Below are 17,554 nucleotides of genomic sequence, written 5' to 3' on the forward strand. Positions count from 1 at the left end.
ATATTATACTATTCAGAAAATTCTAAGTAAATAATAGATTTTAACTTAATAGAGGTATAAAAAAGCGAGTCATTCTATTACACTAGATGACTCGCTTTCAATTTGTAAGTTTTACTTTATAAGAAAATAAGAGTAAGTACACCTACGATAATACAATAGAAAGAGAAATATTTTAAATTTCCTTTTGCCATAATGTTCATAAACCATTTTAGTGAAATATACGTCATGATAAATGTTGCGATGAATGCAACGACATATGGTACGAATAATGTGTCTAGATTTGGATCATTTGCAATGTCTGTAATGCTTAACAATAAGCCACCTAAGCTAACAGGAATGTATAGTAAGAATGAGAAGCGAAGTGCTGTTTCTTGCTTCATACCAAGTAACATTGCTGCTACGATTGTGGCACCAGATCGGCTTATTCCGGGAATCAGTGCGCAAGCTTGTGCTAATCCGACGATGATTGCATCTTTCATAGAAAGGTCGCCATCATTTTTACGACCGCGTAAATTTCTAATAATCCAAAGGCCGACAGCAGTAATAAGAAGGGAAATCCCAACCATCTTCACACCTTTTAAGTACTGATCGATGTAATCTTTAAATAAAACACCAATAACACCTGCTGGAATGGTTGCAATAACAAGATAAATAATAAAGAAGAAATCTGATTTTGCGTCTTCTGCTCTTGTAAATATATAAGAGAGACCATTCTTCGTTAGACGAATTAAATCATTTCTATAAATAAGTAATACAGCTAATAATGAAGCTGAATTAACAAGTAGTTCGAAGCTAAACCCTTCTATTTTTAGTCCTAGCAAATGTTGTGCTAAAACGAGATGACCACTTGAAGAAATCGGAATTGGTTCTGTTAGTCCTTGGAACAGACCGAGAATTAAATATTTTAAAACGTAGTAAAATTGTTCCATAATAACCTCCTTGTTTATTAGTTGAAAGAAACAACTTTTCCATTATAACAAAGATATGGATGAATATTGAAAAGAAATAAATATTCGAAATAAAATAAAAATCCCTTATAGCAGTATAAGGGATTTTTATTTTTAATTAAGAAGTTACTGTTTCTTGAAGACTTTTAGACAATTGAACATCGACTTTTTCAGCATCATGAATATGATTCATAATAGTAGTATTTAATTTTTGGAACATTTGTTGCGTGTTAGCGAATTCTCGTAATATGTCATCATTACAAGACTTTTGGTTTTCGATAGCCTTAATAACATTTGTAGCACCATTTTGTAACGTTTGAATCATAACTAAAATATTTTCAATTCTAGCATTTGTATCGGCGCTCATTTCTACACCTTCATCAACTAAATGTAAATTATCTTTTGTGTTATCATATGCTTTTTCAATTTCTTCTTGAATTTTTTTCGTTAAGTTGCCGATGTTTTTTGTACTTTCTGCTGTACTTTCCGCTAGTTTTCTTACTTCATTGGCAACGACAGCGAATCCCTTACCATGCTCTCCAGCACGCGCGGCTTCAATACTCGCATTTAAAGCAAGTAAATTTGTTTGTGCTGCAATGTTTTGAATGACTTCTACAATTTGCTCGATTTCCTTTGAGCGTTCGCTTAGATGATTCATACTATTAGACGTGCGTTGAGATTGTTCACCTAATTTATTAATTACAATAAGTAAGCGGTGAACGGATTCTTTTCCTTCATTAGAGCAGTCAATAATTTCTGCAATAGACTGAATTAAGCTTTGTTCCTTTTGTAACATTTCATTATTTAACTCATTGGAATGTGTCGTACGTGTTGAAACATTTTCGAAACATGAACTTAATTGTTGAACTAAGCTTTGAAGTGTATTGTGTTGGTTATTTACAAGTTGATGCTCTTGGACAACGCTTTGTACACGATCGTGGATAGTAGAAATAGTCTCTTGCTTTTCAATATCTTTTTGTTTTAATTCTAATTCTAATTCTTGTATACGCTCTTCTAATTGAGCAATTGTATGTTGGAGTGATTTTTTTTGAGTAAACATGTATTTATTTCAACCGCCTTCGAAAGTTATATTTTCTCTATATTTGGATTTTAGCATCTTTTGTATTTTTTAAATATAGGAATTGTTAAATATTTAAGAATCTATTACATTTTATTCATAATTCTCTTTTTTTCGTCACGAAAAATAAACTGTATTTAATCGTTTTGTAAACAAACTGTAAAATAAATCATGTATAACTGTATAAGAAGGGAGTCGGATTATGAACTATTTTAAGCGAATCAGCTGTCTAGTATTAGCAGGAATTATCGGTCTTTCTAGTACAGTCGCTGTTAAAGCAGAGTCAAACGACGAGAAACTTAACAACATGCAACAGCAATTGCAACAAAACGATGCAGAAATGCAAAAGAAAGAGCAAGAGAAGCAAGCTGTTAGTAAAGAAATTAAAGGTATCGAAAACGAACTACATAATTTAAATAATACAATTGCAAAAAATAAAGAGGATCAAGCTGCTATTCAACGTAAAATTGATGAAACACATAAGCAGATTGAGCAAAAAAAGCAAGAAATTGTCGTTTTGGAGGATAAAGTCCTTGCTCGTAAAGATATTATGAGAAAACGTATGGTTTCTGTTCAAAACAGTTCAAATACAAGTTTAGTAGTAGAAGTTGTAGTAGAGTCAAAAAACTTTGCAGACTTCTTACAACGTATGAACGCAGTTTCTACTATTCTAGAAGCTGATAAAGAAATTTTACGTCTACAAGAACAAGATCTTCGTCAAATTGAAGAAGATAAGAAAACAATTGACGAAAAAGAAGCATCTTTAGTAGTAGACAAACAAAAATTAGCAAAAGCGCAAGCTGAACTGCAAGATAACTTGAAAAAACGTCAAGATAACTTACAAACAGTTCAAGCTAAATATAATGAAGTTGCAAGTCAACTTAATTTAGCAGCGGAAGAGAAAGCTAAAATTGAATCAAATATGAAGACAGTACAAGAAACGATTGCTCGTGAGCAAGAAGCAGCAAGAATCGCAGCGGAAGAGCGTGCAAAAGCAGAAGCGGCTGCAAAAGCAGAGCAAGAAGCTTTAGCGAAAGCACAAGCAGAAATTGCTGAAAAGCAAAAGCAGGAAAAAGCTAGTAAACCAGCTGAACCTGTAGCAAAAAATACAGAAACAGAGTCTAAGCCTGATACGAAACCAACTCAAGGTGGAAAAGAATTTTACGTAACAGCAACCGCTTATACAGCTGACCCATCTGAAAACGGCTATAAACCGGGTGAAACTGTAAAATCTAAGTTAGGACATAATTTAACTGCAAATCCAAACATGAAATTAATTGCTGTAGATCCATCTGTTATCCCATTAGGTTCTACTGTATATGTAGAAGGATATGGAACAGCAATTGCTGGAGATACTGGTAGTGCAATAAAAGGGCATATCATTGATCTATTAATGCCAAATTCAGCTCAAGCTAATGACTGGGGTAGAAGAACAGTTAAAGTTAAAATTTTAAACTAACAAGTAATCCAACTTTACAATACGTAGAGTTGGATTTTTTTATAATAATAATGTTAAGTTGAGTTTACATTTTGTTAAGGATAGCATACAATAATGGTGAGAGGTGGTAAATTTGACCATTTTAAACAGAGTAAAAGAATTAAGAGCTCGTTTTAACTTTACGCAAAGTGTATTAGCAGAAAAGGTTGGAGTAACGAGACAAACAATTGCTGCAATTGAAAAAGGGGATTACGTTCCTTCGTTGTTATTAGCACTTACGATTTGTGATGTGTTTCAGTTAAAGATGGAAGATGTGTTTGTTTTAAATAAGGAGGGGGAAGAGGATGAATAGAATTGTTTTTTCTTATATCATAAACGTGCTTTATACTGCTTTAGCATGCTGGACATTTGTTGAATTTTATAGTGTCATTACAGAGTTAGCAGATATAATTAAAAACGAGAAATTCCCATTTGAAGTATGGTTTAATGGAGTACCATTCATTTTATTATTTATTGGAGCAATTATAGTTACAATTTTTTATAGAATTCAAAAGAAAAAATATAAGAATTTATCTTTTTGGATGTATCCATTATTATTTCCGCTAGAAGATGAACGTGAAAAAGCGATTACGGATAAAGCTTGTCGAATAACATTTGTATCGTTATGGTTTGTGTTACCTTGTGCAGTTGGATTTTTAACTTTTTCGCCTATTATTAATGAATATCTTCCTGGATACCCATTATATATTCTATTTTCTATTTTCTTTATTCAAATGACAGTATTTCACGTATCACTATACAGAAATAAATTAGCTTAAAAAGAAACCTTCTTGCACTGGCAAGAAGGTTTCTTTTTAAGCTAATACTTGTACATATAGCGATATTATTTTATCATTTTATATAGAGTAAGATTTTGTAAGGGAAAGGAACTGTGTATGAATAAGCAAAGAATTTATAGTATAGTAGCAATTCTGCTATTTGTTGTAGGTGGCGTGTTAATTGGAAAGCCATTTTATGATGGATATCAGGCTGAAAAGAAACAGACTGAAAATGTGCAGGCTGTTCAAAAGATGGATTATGAAAAGCATGAGACGGAATTTGTAGATGCTTCCAAAATTAATCAACCAGACTTGGCGGAAGTAGCGAATGCATCATTAGATAAGAAACAAGTAATTGGTCGTATTTCGATTCCAAGTGTTTCAGTAGAACTGCCTGTTTTAAAAGCTTCTACTGAAAAAAACTTATTATCAGGTGCAGCGACAGTAAAAGAGAATCAAGTTATGGGAAAAGGAAATTACGCATTAGCAGGACATAACATGTCTAAAAAAGGTGTTTTATTTAGTGATATAGCTTCTTTGAAAAAAGGCGATAAAATTTATTTGTATGACAATGAAAATGAATATGAGTATGCGGTTACTGGTGTATCTGAAGTGACTCCTGATAAGTGGGAAGTTGTAGAGGATCATGGGAAAGATGAGATAACGCTTATTACATGTGTATCTGTAAAGGATAATTCTAAGCGTTATGTTGTTGCTGGTGATTTAGTAAGAACGAAGGCGAAGAAGTAAAAAAGAAGGTGAACTCTTTAAAGAGTTCACCTTCTTTTTTACTAATGTTGAGAAATAATAGAATATTTTGGTTTGTATTCAAATATTATTCTATTTATGTATAATAAAGTTAGGATTCTATATTTTGGGAGGAACAAGAGTGAGACAACAGGTGAAGAAACTTCTTTTAACAACGAGTATAGCGTTATTGGTAGCTCCGATTTCAGCTTATGCACATCCAGGGCGTACAGATGCTAATGGAGGACATACGTGTCGTACAAATTGTGAGAAATGGGGATTACAGTACGGGGAATATCATTATCATAATAAACCAGCTTCTAGTAGTGGTGCAACGAGCCCAGCTCCTAGCCAGAATAATAATAGTGCTGTAGAAGCTGAGAGACAAGCAGAAGCACAGCGCAATACCGAGGCGGAAAAACAACGTGCTGCAGAAGCACAGCGTAAAGCTGAAGAAGAGAGACAACGTGTAGCCGAGGAACAAAGAAAAGCTGAAGAGGCACGTAAACAAGAGGAAGCGCAGCGCCAAGCTGATATGGAAAAAGGTCAACTTGAAGGTCAAAAGAATGGAGAAACTGATTTTAAAGCAGGAAAAAATGATGCAGAAGTGCATGTAGCTGGAAAATCTGATGCATATAAACAAGCGTTTAAAGCGACTTATGCAGCCGCATGGTCTTTAGAAGAGCAGAAGAAAACGCATTTTGAAAAAGGAAAAGAACAAGGTTTAGCACAAGAGACGATGGACGATAGTCAAGTTGCTTCAGAGTTTAAGGTAAACTTTGCAGACGGATTCAAAGTAGGGAATAAAGAAAGAACAGAAAAAATTGAAAAAGAGCAAGCTGAGTTAGGGGAAAAGACAGGGAAAGAACTAGCTGAAAAGAATCCTGGAAATAGAGAGAAAGAAGTATACGTGAAGGCATATGAAACAGCGTATGAAAAAGGCTATAAATCTACAAAAAAGGCAGTAGAAAAAGCTGGCTATAAGTATGCATTTGAAAACTATGATTTAAAAGTTCCTGCTAAGTATGAAAGAAATGAATTGTTAAAGAAATGGTTTACTGAAGGATTTAAATCGAATAAAAAAGCAGCGAAAATTCGAGAAGAAGGGTATAAAAAGGGAGACAGCTGGTTCTCATTCTTCTATAAGAGTTTCGTACCAAGTGAATATAAAGAACATAAAGAGCTGTACGAACAAGCAATAGAACAAGGGAAAACAGCATAAAAAAAGATGAGGAGAAATTCCTCATCTTTTTTAATCCATCCATTTCACTAATTTCTTAGAAATTAATAATAAAACACAACCTAGTACAATTGCCACAGCGCCAATAACTGTGAATACTTCAGCGTATCCAAGTGAAGTTGTGAAGCTTGCAAGTTGTCCGCCTAAAATGTTGGCGATACCTGAACTTGCTAGCCATACACCCATTAGTAAAGATGCTAATTTTACCGGTGCAAGCGCACTAACCATTGATAGTCCGACAGGTGATAAGAATAGCTCACCTAACGTATGGAAAAGATACGTAAAGACGATAAACAGTAAGTTTGCTTTTTCTGTAATGTTATGTTCATCACTACCTGTTTTTAATGTAGCGATAACGAGAATGATATAACCGATACCGAGCAAGATCATACCAAGTCCCATTTTAGTTGGGATTTTTAAATCACCCTGCTTGCGAGTTGCAAGTTTTGCCCATAATGCAGAAATGACTGGAGCAAGTAAAATAATAAATAATGGATTGACCGATTGGAACCAAGATGTTGGAACTTCCCATCCGAACACAGAGCGGTCTACAAATTTGTTTGTATATAATGTTAATGAGCTACCAGCTTGTTCAAAGCCAGCCCAGAAGAAGACAACGAAGCATGTTAAAATGACGATAACTGCGGTACGTTGTTTTTCTTTTTTTGTTAATGGTGTATCTCCTACTGATGGTTGTCCAGCAGCTGTTTGTAAATCGCGAGTTGGTTTTTTACCGATATTACCAAGGAAGCGATTTGATAGTGTTGTAAATAAAATTTGTCCAATGATCATTCCGATTGAAGCGGCTAAGAAACCGTAACGGAATCCGTAATGTACAACGCCATCAACTGTTGTTTTGAATAAATTTTCTGATAAAAATCCGCAAACGAGTGGAGCTAAAAATGAACCGACGTTAATACCCATATAGAAAATGGTAAATGCACTATCACGTTTTGGATCGTTCTCTTCGTATAATTCTCCAACCAGTGTAGAGATGTTCGGTTTGAAGAATCCGTTACCGATAATAATAAGCGCTAATCCGAGGTATAGGCCTAATTGGTTTTGCAAGGCAAATAGTGTAAGGTTACCGATTGCCATTGTTATACCACCAATTGTGATTGCTTTTCGTCTACCTAGAAAACGGTCTGTTAAGTATCCACCAATCATTGGTGTGAAATAACAGGCCCCAGTATAAAATCCGTAAATAGAGAGTGCCCATGCGGGACTAAACCCAAGACCACCGCTTACTAAAGCTGTCGTTAAATATAATGTTAATAATCCTCGTAATCCATAGTAACTAAATCTTTCCCACATTTCTGTAAAGAAGAGTAAGTATAAACCTGGAGGATGTTTCTTTTTTCTTTGTTGTTCTCTTTCTAGTTGTATCGCTGATTCCATGTTATTTTCCTCCTGACACAAACAAAAACAAAGTTAATAATTTTGTACATTTAATATTTTACTTTATTAACTATTATAAGTCAATAAAGGTTGATTTTTCAGAAGAAATTGGAAAAGAGGAATAGCTATAGAATGGGTGTTTCTTTTGTGATAGACTATGGACTATGTTTTCTTTGTAAGGAAGCGGGTTATTGTACTTTTTTATATGTGAAATTGATTTCATAAAAGATGAAATTAAAGAAGGAGAAAGAAATGAAATTGTTACAGAAAAAAGAAATTTTACTTATTAGCCTTATGTTATTCTCTATGTTCTTTGGAGCAGGGAATCTGATATTTCCACCTTTCCTTGGGTATGAAGCAGGAGAACATGTTTGGATTTCATTAGTAGGGTTTATTATATCAGCAACAGGTCTTCCTATATTAGGTGTTATCTCTATTGCAAAAGCAGGAAGTTTTCAAACGTTAGCGGGTAGGGTTCATTCTTCATTTGCAATTATTTTTCCATGTATCGTGTATGTATTTATTGGACCTGGGCTTGGTATACCCCGTGCGGGAAGTTTAGCTTTTGAAATGGGGCCAGGTCAGTTATTCCCTGAAGCAGGAAACGGATTATTATTGTTTTACACAGTTATTTTCTTTAGTATTGTTTACTGGTTAAGTTTATCCCCATCTAAATTAATGGGGTTGTTTGGAAAAGTCTTGACGCCATTATTATTATGTATGATTGCACTCATTTTTATAAAGAGTATGTTTACAACAGTAGGAGATATGAAAGAACCAATAGGGAACTATGGCCAAGCTCCTATGTTTCAAGGGTTTTTAGATGGATATTTAACAATGGATGCGTTAGCTGCTTTAATCTTTGGAATTGTTATTGCAAATGCATTACGTGCAAAGGGTATTGAAGATGATAAAGGTTTAGCGAAATATATGAGTATTGCTGGAATTGGGGCAGGACTATTATTATCTATTATTTATGTCATCCTTGGATATGTGGGGGCAATTAGTGGCTCATTAGGAACATTTGATAACGGTGCGAAAGTGTTAGCACAAGTTATGATTACATTATTTGGACAGGGCGGAGTCGTTTTATTAGGTCTTATTTTTACTATCGCGTGTTTATGTGTTTCAATTGGACTTGTTACGTCTTGTAGTCAATTTTTTGCGAGTGCATTTCCGAAAGTATCTTATAAATTGTGGGCATTTATAGTAAGCGTTGTTAGTATGATTTTAGCTAATTTAGGGTTAACGCAAATTTTAAAAGTATCAGTACCAATTCTTGGATTTATTTATCCAATTGCGTTAACGCTTATTATTCTAGGGTTATTCCATCAGTATATTGGAAAGTATGCATACGTATATGCAGTAACTGTTTTGGTTGTAGCGATATTTAGTGCAATTGACATTTTAAATAAAAATGTAATGATGAATCAGTGGACGTCAGCATTAAAATACATCCCGTTTTATACAGAAGGTGTTGGGTGGATTGTTCCAGCTATTGTAGGCATGTGTCTTGGTTTTATCGTTAGCATTTTTCTAAATAAGAATAAATGAGTAAAAAGGTGTTTTCCTATTTTGGGAAGACACCTTTCTTTTTTTGGAAAAATACTATTGAAAATGAATAGACTAAGAGTATGATAAAGATAATTGGTAATATATAGGTTCAATGAGAGTTACGAATAAGGGGGGGAGCGTATGAAGAAGGATTTGGATAAGAAAATAGAAGCACTCGAAACGGCAATTGAAACAATTCAAGAAGCACTTGCTGAATTAAAAGTAAAGCAGAGGGAAATAGAAGTAGAAAACGCTCAGCAACATGTTAGTAAGAACAAGAAAGAATATATTGAAACGGTAATGGAGGAAAAGCCAAAAGAAGAAATAGTTAAGATAAAAGAGCCTTTGCAAGAACCTGAGTTAAAACAAGTAGATATATCGGCTTTTAAACCAGAGCCATTTAATATTATTAAGTTTTGTCAGACGTGGTTACCGCGTGTATTTGTCGGTATTATGTTGCTTGGAGTGATCTGGTTATTTAAAGCAGGGGTAGATGCTGGTTTATTAACACCAGCGATACGAATTGTGTTTGGTATCGCATTATCTATCGGGTTGTATTATATAGGAGATATTCAAATTAAAAGAGAGCGGCAAGCGTTAGGATTAGTATTAGCTGGAGGAAGTATTACCGGGATTGTTCTAACGACGTTTGCAGCACATTATTTATATGGATTTATTCCGGCAAGTGTCGCGTTTCTCTGTAATATTGCATGGGTTATTTTAGGGATTTATTTAGCGAAAAGATATCAATCGGAATATCTCACTATTTTCGTAGCGGTCGGTGCGTTCTTCGTACCATTCTTGTTAAATAGTACGACTCCTAATCCTTATATTTTCTTTGGATATGAGACAGTATTAACACTTAGTTTATTATGGTATGCGTTGAAAAATCGTTATAAATACTTATATATGATTTCTTACGCTGTTGCTGCCATTGTCCTTTTCGTTTTCTTTGCTGTTATGTCAATGTTAGTAGAGAACTTGCAAATACAGTTAACGATTGTATATGGTTTGATTCATTTACTATTATTTTGGCATATGTTTACGGAGAGAAGTTTTATACTAGAACCACGTTTGGCGATATTTAGTGCGAATGCAGTGTTCTTTATACTAGCTATTTCAAAAATACCTGATTTTACAACATGGGGATTGATTATTAGTGCATTCGTACATGCCGCTATGTTCGTATGTGAATATAGGAAAAATAGACATTCTACATTTACAAATCTCTTATTTGGTTTCGCAATGGGAGCATTTAGTTTAGCAATTTTATATGAGTATAGTTTAGTGAATGCAGCGATTGTACTATTGTTACAAGGTTTCCTCGGCATGGTCACTTCTATTAAAGTAAAACAACAGATAAAATTGTATGTTAGTGCGACGGTTTACGCAATTGGAATGATACAGACTATTTTTAGCCCGTTTGATCAATTTATTTCGGCAGGCTTTGTTGCTCATCTTATTTTAATAGGAACGTTCTATTATTGCATGAGAGAAGCGAAAGAAGTATTAGCGAGCTTCGGCAAATATATGTATTCTATAGTGCTCTATTGGTTTATGATAATTGTATTTATTACAATTACGAGAATCGGTGAAGTTTTATCTACAGATGGAAGCGTAATTAGTGTATCAGTATCGTTATTATGGATGGTATATGCATTATTTGCGGTTTGGTTTGGAAGAAATAGAAATATGAATGAAATATTATATGCTGGTTTAGTCGTTTTAGTCGTAACGGTAGGGAAGTTATTCTTACTTGACTTACCAGAGGTATCGATGATGATTAGGGCAGTGTTATTCCTAATCGTCGGTAGTATAGGTATCGTTATTTCAAGAATGTTTTTCTCGAAGGAAGAGAAGTGAGAAGAAGGCAATCCATGTATGGATTGCCTTTTTTATTATTTCTTATTAATCGTTACAGTTTCATTATATTTCGTTGTTGTATTTTGGCGTAGACGAAGCGTTGCTTGTCCAGTTGTATTTGAATCAATCTGTACATTTACAACTTTCTCAGCAGAGCCTAAGCTGTTTGTTGTGAAAGAAAATGCACTACTATATCCGAAAGTAGATGGCCAAGTGCCGTTTGCATTTTGTACTTTAGCCACTTGTGTTCCACCGGTAGTGAAGATACCTAAAGAATAGTTGTTATACGTTGTATTAGGTAGTAAGTTATTTACTTGAATCTTCATTTGGAAAATTTCATTGTTTGGTAGAATGCTAGGGTGTGTAACGACGTAGTCGCTTGTTGTTACCGCACCGTTATAACCGTATGAACCTGGTTTAAAAGTATTTGTATTAAACCATTGATAACCTGCATTTGGTGCACTCCAAGGTTCAGGTTGTGGTTCTGTTGATAAGCTTGGCTGTTCAAATGTTTGTAGAGCTGTAGGTGAATCAAGTTGTAAACCATTTACTTGATCTAAACTTGTAAATGTCTCTTTATTTGATAACCAATTTACGATGTTTTCTAATAAAATCGCATCGTTTTCTTCTTTATAACCATCGTAAGTTTTCTTTGTTTGGCCAGAATCTTCACGAACGTATTTTGGCGTAGCATCTTCAACAGGAGAAGAGTCACCAATAAAGGCAGCTTTTCCAAGTCCTACTTTTGCGATAGCAGCATATGGGCCTTCTGCAATACCACCGCCATTATAAACGCCACTATCAACAGCGTTATTCCATTTTGATGGATTTTCTGGAAGGTAAACAAGTCCTTTTGCTAGTTTTGGGTTTGTAATTGCTAGAGTAGAACCAGCATGCATTGCTACAGACGAAACACCTTTTGTAATTCCGAAAGATTGTTCAGGCGATACAATTGTTTTCGCTGAAACATCACCAAGTGCATTGTAGCGGAAGCGAATACCGAAGTTGTCAGAGAGCCAATCAGAGCTTTCTACTCCTTGCATAGCTTGTGAATTAGCTTCTTCATTAGACATTCCTTTTGCTGGATTATCCCAAGCACCGCGTCTATATCCATTAAATACTTCAGAAGAGTCCCAGCGATTTTTATTACGATCTGCATTGTAATGATCAGCAATAAAGAAGATACTACCACCATTTTTTACATATTGTAACATAGCGTCCTGCTCAGATTTTTTGTAAGGAATATTAGCTTCTGGAACGATAAATACATTGTAATCTTTTAAGTCTTCGTACGTAATAGGTGTTGATTTACGAAGTTCCTTTACGTGATATCCGTTTTTTGCAATGCCGTTTCCGAAGTCAGAAAAGCCGCCGTCAATAACCCAGTCAGCTGTCCCAGCAGTTTGACCGTGTGTATTATCGAATAATACTTTCTTCCCATTGTTTTGATTTACAACTTTTGCAGCAATTTCAGGAGCTGGGTCTACAGAGCTTTCGGCATAAGTAGACGGTATGAACGAGGTCCCTATACTTAGTGTAATTGCTGTTGCTAAAGAAAATGTAATCCATTTTTGATTCTTCATAGAAGAATCCCCCTAATAATAAATATATGTGCTTTAATAATGTAATTTATTTTTCTGTAAAAATAAAGACGGAAAACATAAAAAATATTAAAAAATTGTAAAAATACCGTGAATTTTGTTGAGAAATATTTATATAGATATAAAAACATCCCTTCCAAGTAATAAGGAAGGGATGTTTTGCTTAACTAATTTTTGAGTTAGGTGTTTCATCAATCTTATGAAACCCTTTCATGTAATATACGATTGCTAAGCCGATAAGCCAAATTGGGCCGACAATCAATGCAATTCGTGTATCTTCTGAATACGCCATTATACCTAATACTAATACAAGGAAAACGAGTGAGAAATATGAGCTTAATGGGTATAAAGGCATTTTATACGATAACTTTTGTTTATTTTGAGTAGGCAAGCTTTTACGGAATTTAATTTGAGCGACTAATATAATTCCCCAAGTCCAAATTGCACCGAAAGTTGAAATGCTAGTAAGCCATGTAAATACCTTTGCAGGTACGAGATAGTTTAATATAACACCAATTAGTAAAACGATAGCAGTTGCTACAATTCCTTGGCTTGGAATGCCATTTTTATTTAAACGACCAAATCTTTCAGGAGCTTTTTTCTGCTGAGCTAATGTATATAGCATACGGCCTGTACTAAATAAACCACCGTTACAAGAAGAAAGAGCTGCTGTTAATACGACAAAGTTAATAATACCTGCTGCTTTTGCGATACCAATTTGTTGGAATGTTAATACGAATGGACTGCCTTTCTCACCAAGTTCGTTCCATGGATAAATTGCCATCATAACGAATAATGCCCCAACGTAAAAGAGTAGAATTCTCCAAAATACGTTATCGATTGCCTTTGCGAGTGTTTTCTTCGGATTTTGAGCCTCACCAGCTGTAACACCGATTAATTCAACGCCTAAATAAGCGAATAGTACCATCTGCATGGAGAGTAGTAACCCAGAAAATCCATTTGGGAACCAGCCACCATGTGACCAAAGATTTGAAATACCAGTAGCGATACCACCGTTTCCGAATCCGAATAAAATAATACCAGCTCCGACTACTATCATACAGATAATTGTGACAATTTTAATGAGAGCAAACCAAAACTCAAGTTCTCCAAATACTTTTACCGATAAGAAGTTAAAAGCGCTCATTAATAATAGAGCAAGTAATGCCCAAGTCCAGCGCGGGATATCTGGGAACCAGTACTGCATGTAAATACCAGCTGCTGTAATTTCAGCCATACAAGTAACAACCCATAAGAACCAGTAATTCCAACCAGTAATATAACCAGCGAGTGGTCCAATATAATCATATGCATATTTACTAAAAGAACCAGCAACAGGTTGTTCAATTGCCATTTCCCCAAGCGCTCGCATAATGAAAAAAATAACGAGACCGGCAATCATATAGCCTAGCAAAATAGAAGGACCTGCTAGTTTAATGGCGGAAGCGGATCCTAAAAATAGCCCAACGCCAATAGCTGAGCCCAGTGACATTAAAGTAATATGTCGTTCTTTTAAACCACGATTTAAAGTTCCAGATTTGTTTGTGTGCTGCATAAGAAGAATCCCCCTTGTAGAGTGAACGATATTTGAATGCGTTTACTAAATATTTAACTATTTCAAATTATAAAACATTTCTATCTGTTATGCTACAAAAATAATCATAATGAACTGTACTACATCTGTACTTGTCAGACTTAAACTTAAAATTCTAACTATTAGGGAATATATTGACTCTTCTTTTTATTGATTGTTAAGATTAAGTATTATATTTTCTCACATACTAGTAAGAAAAAGAATGTGTGATAATAATTCAGGTGTAGGAAGGGTACATAAGCATGTTTCAATTACAAAAATATAATACTTCTGTGAAGCAAGAGTTTTTAGCTGGCATCACAACTTTTTTTACATTTGCGTATATTCTTGTCATCAATCCAAAAATATTATCTGATGCAGGTGTACCATTTGACCAAGCGTTTACAGCAACAATTATTGCAACCGTTGTTGGAACAGTAGGTATGGCGATTTTCGCGAATTACCCGATTGTTATCGCTCCAGCTATGGGAATGAATGCATATTTTGCTTATTCTGTTGTACAGAAGGCAGAAGGGATTACATATGTAGTTGCCTTTTCAGCTGTATTTGTAACGGGGATTATTTTTCTTTTATTATCTTTTACTTCTTTTAGGCAAAAGTTAATTTTAGCAATTCCTGATAGTTTAAAGGTAACTACTCAGCCACCTTTCGGTGTCTTTTTTAAATTTTACTAGTTTCATATGCCTCCCATTTGTAAATACTGAGTATATCAAACAGGGGAGGTGAATCTTATGGTCGATCGAAAAATTATTTTAGATACATATAAAAAAGGACCTGAAGCTGTTATTTCTTTATTTGAAGAAACATTTTCTAAGTTAGAAAAACGTATACAAGAACTAGAAAATGCTTCAAAAAAAAACTCCAAAAATAGTCATAAGCCACCTTCTACAGATGGTTTGGGTAAGCCCGTTACAAAAAGTTTGCGCAAACCGTCTCATCGTCAAACGGGTGGCCAGTTGGGCCACAAGGGACATACTCTTGGTTTGACAGCGACTCCAGATCATACGATTACACATTCTCCTACATATTGTACTTGTTGTCATACTTCCTTGAACCACGAGCCTGTAAAAGGGTATCGCATTCGCCAAGTGTATGACTTACCACCTATTCAGATCGAAGTGACAGAACATAAAGTAGAACAGAAAGAATGCCCACATTGCCATTCTATCCAAGAAGCCCAATTTCCTTCGACAGTATCTCGTCCTGTTCAATATGGTCCAAATATAAAAAGACTGATTCCCTATTTAACGCATTATCAATGCATTTCTTTGAAGCGAACAAAAGAATTCTTTCAGGATTGTTTTGGACATTCTATAAGCGAAGGAACCCTGGTAAATCATACACAGGCTTTCGCTTCTCAATTGCAGCCATTCATAAAAGAAGTAAAGGAAAAGATTCTGCAGTCTCCTGTTGTCCATTTTGATGAAACTGGTATGCGTGTAGAAAACAAAACACAATGGTTACATACTGCCAGTACACCGGAGGTGACATTGCAACATATTCATCAAAAACGTGGAAAAGAAGCAATGGATGCTGGAGAAATCTTGCCATCTTTTTCTGGAATTGCGATGCATGATGGTTGGAAATCGTATGATGCGTATACAGATTGTCGTCACGTTTTATGTAATGCCCATCTCTTACGAGATTTACAAGGAATTATAGATAGTACTGGAGAACAATGGGCACAACAGATGCAGAAATTTCTAACGCAAGCGTTGACGATGAAAAAGCAATCCGAAGGTACCATGCCAAAAGCGACGCAAAAGAATCTGTTTATTATGTATCAATCCATATTGAAAGAACAACAGATTCTTTCCACGAAACAAAAGAAGAAAGGAAAGCAGACGCCTTCTCAAAATTTATGGAATCGCTTCGTCAAGTATTCTGACAGAATTCTAGCGTTTTTAGAACATCCAGCCATTCCATTTGATAACAATCAAGCAGAACGGGATATTCGGATGACGAAAGTAAAACAGAAAGTGTCTGGGACTTTCCGAAGTAAGAAAGGCGCAGAATCTTTTTGTCAGATACGAAGCTTTATGAGTACCATGAAAAAACAAAAACAATCGGTCTTACAAGCGATAAACCAAGTCATAGAAACTAGAACGGTTCCTTGGAATAACACGACTTCATAAGAGAATTTCTCTATTTGGCATAGATTCTTTCTCTGATTGGAGTATTTTCTTTTCATGTTTTCGAATCGGAAACATGTATTTGGCCTGTTTTTTTATTTGAAGAAGCTGAGTAGTTACGTTTAAAGCATGCAATTGCAGGTGGAATTGGACTATTTATTGCTTTTATTGGATTGCGCCTTTCTGGAATTATCGTGGATCATCCGTCTAATTTAGTTACGATTGGTGATTTTCATTCTCCAGCTGTTATTTTAACTTTAATTGGTTTAATATTAGCGGCGGTATTAATGACATTGCGTGTGAGCGGTGCATTATTTATTAGTATGATTGTGACAGGAATTATTGCCTTCTTTACAGGGCAATTGAAGTTTGCTGATAAAATTGTGGCGATGCCTCATTTACCAGAGGGTATCATCGTTTCAAACCCAATCAATGCCTTTTCAGATGTAATTGAATACGGATTATACGGCGTTGTATTTTCATTTTTACTTGTACTTTTATTCGATACAACAGGTGCATTACTTGGTTTAATTAAACAAGCAGGTTTAATTACAGACAATACAGAGAAGCGTTTTGGTAAAGCGTTTATTGCAGATGCAATTGGCGGGACTACAGGTTCTATCTTTGGAACAAGCCCAACAGCAGCGACGATTGAATCGTCAGCAGGTATTGCTGCAGGTGGTAAAACTGGGTTAACAGGGATTGTAGTTGTTGGTCTAACAATTATAACGGCATTTTTTAGTCCTGTTATTGCTTCTTTATCAAGTGTAGCCGCTATTACAGCTCCTTCATTAATTATAGTAGGTAGTTTAATGGCACAAAGCATTCGAGATATTAATTGGAATGAATTTGAAGATGCGTTACCAGCATTTTTAATTTTTATAGGTATTCCGTTAACATCTAGTATTGCGAATGGAATTGCAATTGGATTTTTAGTGTATCCAGTCTTGAAAATTGTGAAAGGGAAAGGGATGGAAGTGCATCCGTTACTATACTTATTTACAATTTTATTTGGATGTCATTTATTCTTATAATATAGGAGAGGGGGCTTCTTATGAGGGGCTCCTTTTTTGTGTATAATAAAGTGAAACTTAAATTAGTAATGTAAAATATAAATTACTTATTGGAATATATATTATAATAA

Annotated in this window: 13 protein-coding genes and 2 pseudogenes; 10 read left to right on the plus strand and 5 right to left on the minus strand. The window is 34.9% G+C overall.

The window, feature by feature from the left end; all coding sequences use genetic code 11:
- Nucleotides 1-116 precede the first annotated feature (116 nt).
- Both MHH55_RS25065 and MHH55_RS25070 read right to left on the minus strand, forming a co-directional pair.
- Entirely contained in the window at nucleotides 117-929 is an 813-nt protein-coding gene (locus MHH55_RS25065) for an undecaprenyl-diphosphate phosphatase (RefSeq protein ID WP_000434794.1), read from the minus strand.
- Nucleotides 930-1,065: 136 nt separating this feature from the next.
- Nucleotides 1,066-2,007, minus strand: coding sequence for a methyl-accepting chemotaxis protein (locus tag MHH55_RS25070; protein ID WP_000495037.1), 942 nt, complete (start codon nucleotides 2,005-2,007; stop codon nucleotides 1,066-1,068).
- Between the two features lie 220 nt (nucleotides 2,008-2,227).
- On the opposite strand from MHH55_RS25070, the gene MHH55_RS25075 reads away from it, so the two are divergent.
- The 5 genes from MHH55_RS25075 to MHH55_RS25095 all read left to right on the plus strand — a co-directional run bounded on the left by MHH55_RS25075 (nucleotide 2,228) and on the right by MHH55_RS25095 (nucleotide 6,250).
- The gene (locus MHH55_RS25075) at nucleotides 2,228-3,484 is read left to right on the plus strand and encodes a 3D domain-containing protein (protein WP_001105783.1); all 1,257 of its coding nucleotides are present in this window, start codon (nucleotides 2,228-2,230) and stop codon (nucleotides 3,482-3,484) included.
- A gap of 112 nt (nucleotides 3,485-3,596) precedes the next feature.
- Nucleotides 3,597-3,815: a helix-turn-helix transcriptional regulator gene (locus tag MHH55_RS25080; protein WP_000154019.1), complete on the plus strand. Its 219-nt coding sequence runs from the start codon at nucleotides 3,597-3,599 to the stop codon at nucleotides 3,813-3,815.
- The gene (locus tag MHH55_RS25085) at nucleotides 3,808-4,281 is read left to right on the plus strand and encodes a DUF2178 domain-containing protein (protein ID WP_074555144.1); all 474 of its coding nucleotides are present in this window, start codon (nucleotides 3,808-3,810) and stop codon (nucleotides 4,279-4,281) included. Before MHH55_RS25080 ends, MHH55_RS25085 begins: the two co-directional genes overlap by 8 nt.
- 117 nt (nucleotides 4,282-4,398) lie before the next feature.
- Nucleotides 4,399-5,031 (plus strand): class A sortase, encoded by a 633-nt coding sequence (locus tag MHH55_RS25090; RefSeq protein ID WP_001041726.1) that lies wholly within the window; start codon nucleotides 4,399-4,401, stop codon nucleotides 5,029-5,031.
- A gap of 139 nt (nucleotides 5,032-5,170) precedes the next feature.
- A complete protein-coding gene (locus MHH55_RS25095) occupies nucleotides 5,171-6,250 on the plus strand; it encodes a YHYH domain-containing protein (RefSeq protein ID WP_086404089.1) in 1,080 nt (359 codons plus the stop codon).
- Between the two features lie 30 nt (nucleotides 6,251-6,280).
- Here the strand turns inward: MHH55_RS25095 and MHH55_RS25100 are convergent, their stop codons facing one another.
- The gene (locus MHH55_RS25100; RefSeq protein ID WP_000443143.1) at nucleotides 6,281-7,666 is read right to left on the minus strand and encodes a peptide MFS transporter; all 1,386 of its coding nucleotides are present in this window, start codon (nucleotides 7,664-7,666) and stop codon (nucleotides 6,281-6,283) included.
- A 252-nt stretch (nucleotides 7,667-7,918) separates the two neighbouring features.
- Here MHH55_RS25100 and brnQ1 point away from each other — a divergent pair, with 252 nt between their 5' ends.
- Nucleotides 7,919-9,220, plus strand: a complete 1,302-nt coding sequence (brnQ1, locus tag MHH55_RS25105) for a branched-chain amino acid transport system II carrier protein BrnQ1 (RefSeq protein ID WP_000771689.1) — start codon at nucleotides 7,919-7,921, stop codon at nucleotides 9,218-9,220.
- 141 nt (nucleotides 9,221-9,361) lie between these two features.
- Nucleotides 9,362-11,083, plus strand: a complete 1,722-nt coding sequence (locus tag MHH55_RS25110) for a DUF2339 domain-containing protein (protein ID WP_000710917.1) — start codon at nucleotides 9,362-9,364, stop codon at nucleotides 11,081-11,083.
- 35 nt (nucleotides 11,084-11,118) lie between these two features.
- Here MHH55_RS25110 and MHH55_RS25115 read toward each other — a convergent pair whose 3' ends face one another.
- Nucleotides 11,119-12,666 carry a DNA-binding protein gene (locus tag MHH55_RS25115; RefSeq protein ID WP_078187104.1) on the minus strand — a complete coding sequence of 516 codons (1,548 nt, stop codon included), beginning with the start codon at nucleotides 12,664-12,666 and terminating at the stop codon, nucleotides 11,119-11,121.
- Between the two features lie 181 nt (nucleotides 12,667-12,847).
- Nucleotides 12,848-14,239 carry an amino acid permease gene (locus MHH55_RS25120; RefSeq protein WP_001164897.1) on the minus strand — a complete coding sequence of 464 codons (1,392 nt, stop codon included), beginning with the start codon at nucleotides 14,237-14,239 and terminating at the stop codon, nucleotides 12,848-12,850.
- Nucleotides 14,240-14,520: 281 nt separating this feature from the next.
- Here MHH55_RS25120 and MHH55_RS25125 point away from each other — a divergent pair.
- From MHH55_RS25125 to MHH55_RS25135, 3 genes and pseudogenes are all read left to right on the plus strand, one after another.
- Nucleotides 14,521-14,946: pseudogene (locus MHH55_RS25125) on the plus strand (solute carrier family 23 protein); the annotation flags it as partial.
- A 63-nt stretch (nucleotides 14,947-15,009) separates the two neighbouring features.
- Nucleotides 15,010-16,413, plus strand: coding sequence for an IS66 family transposase (gene tnpC / locus MHH55_RS25130; RefSeq protein ID WP_100910632.1), 1,404 nt, complete (start codon nucleotides 15,010-15,012; stop codon nucleotides 16,411-16,413).
- Nucleotides 16,414-16,532: 119 nt separating this feature from the next.
- Nucleotides 16,533-17,444, plus strand: a pseudogene (locus MHH55_RS25135) (solute carrier family 23 protein); the annotation flags it as partial.
- Nucleotides 17,445-17,554: the final 110 nt, after the last annotated feature.

It is taken from the genome of Bacillus sp. FSL K6-2944, from assembly GCF_038005385.1.
Lineage (GTDB): Bacteria > Bacillota > Bacilli > Bacillales > Bacillaceae_G > Bacillus_A > Bacillus_A cereus.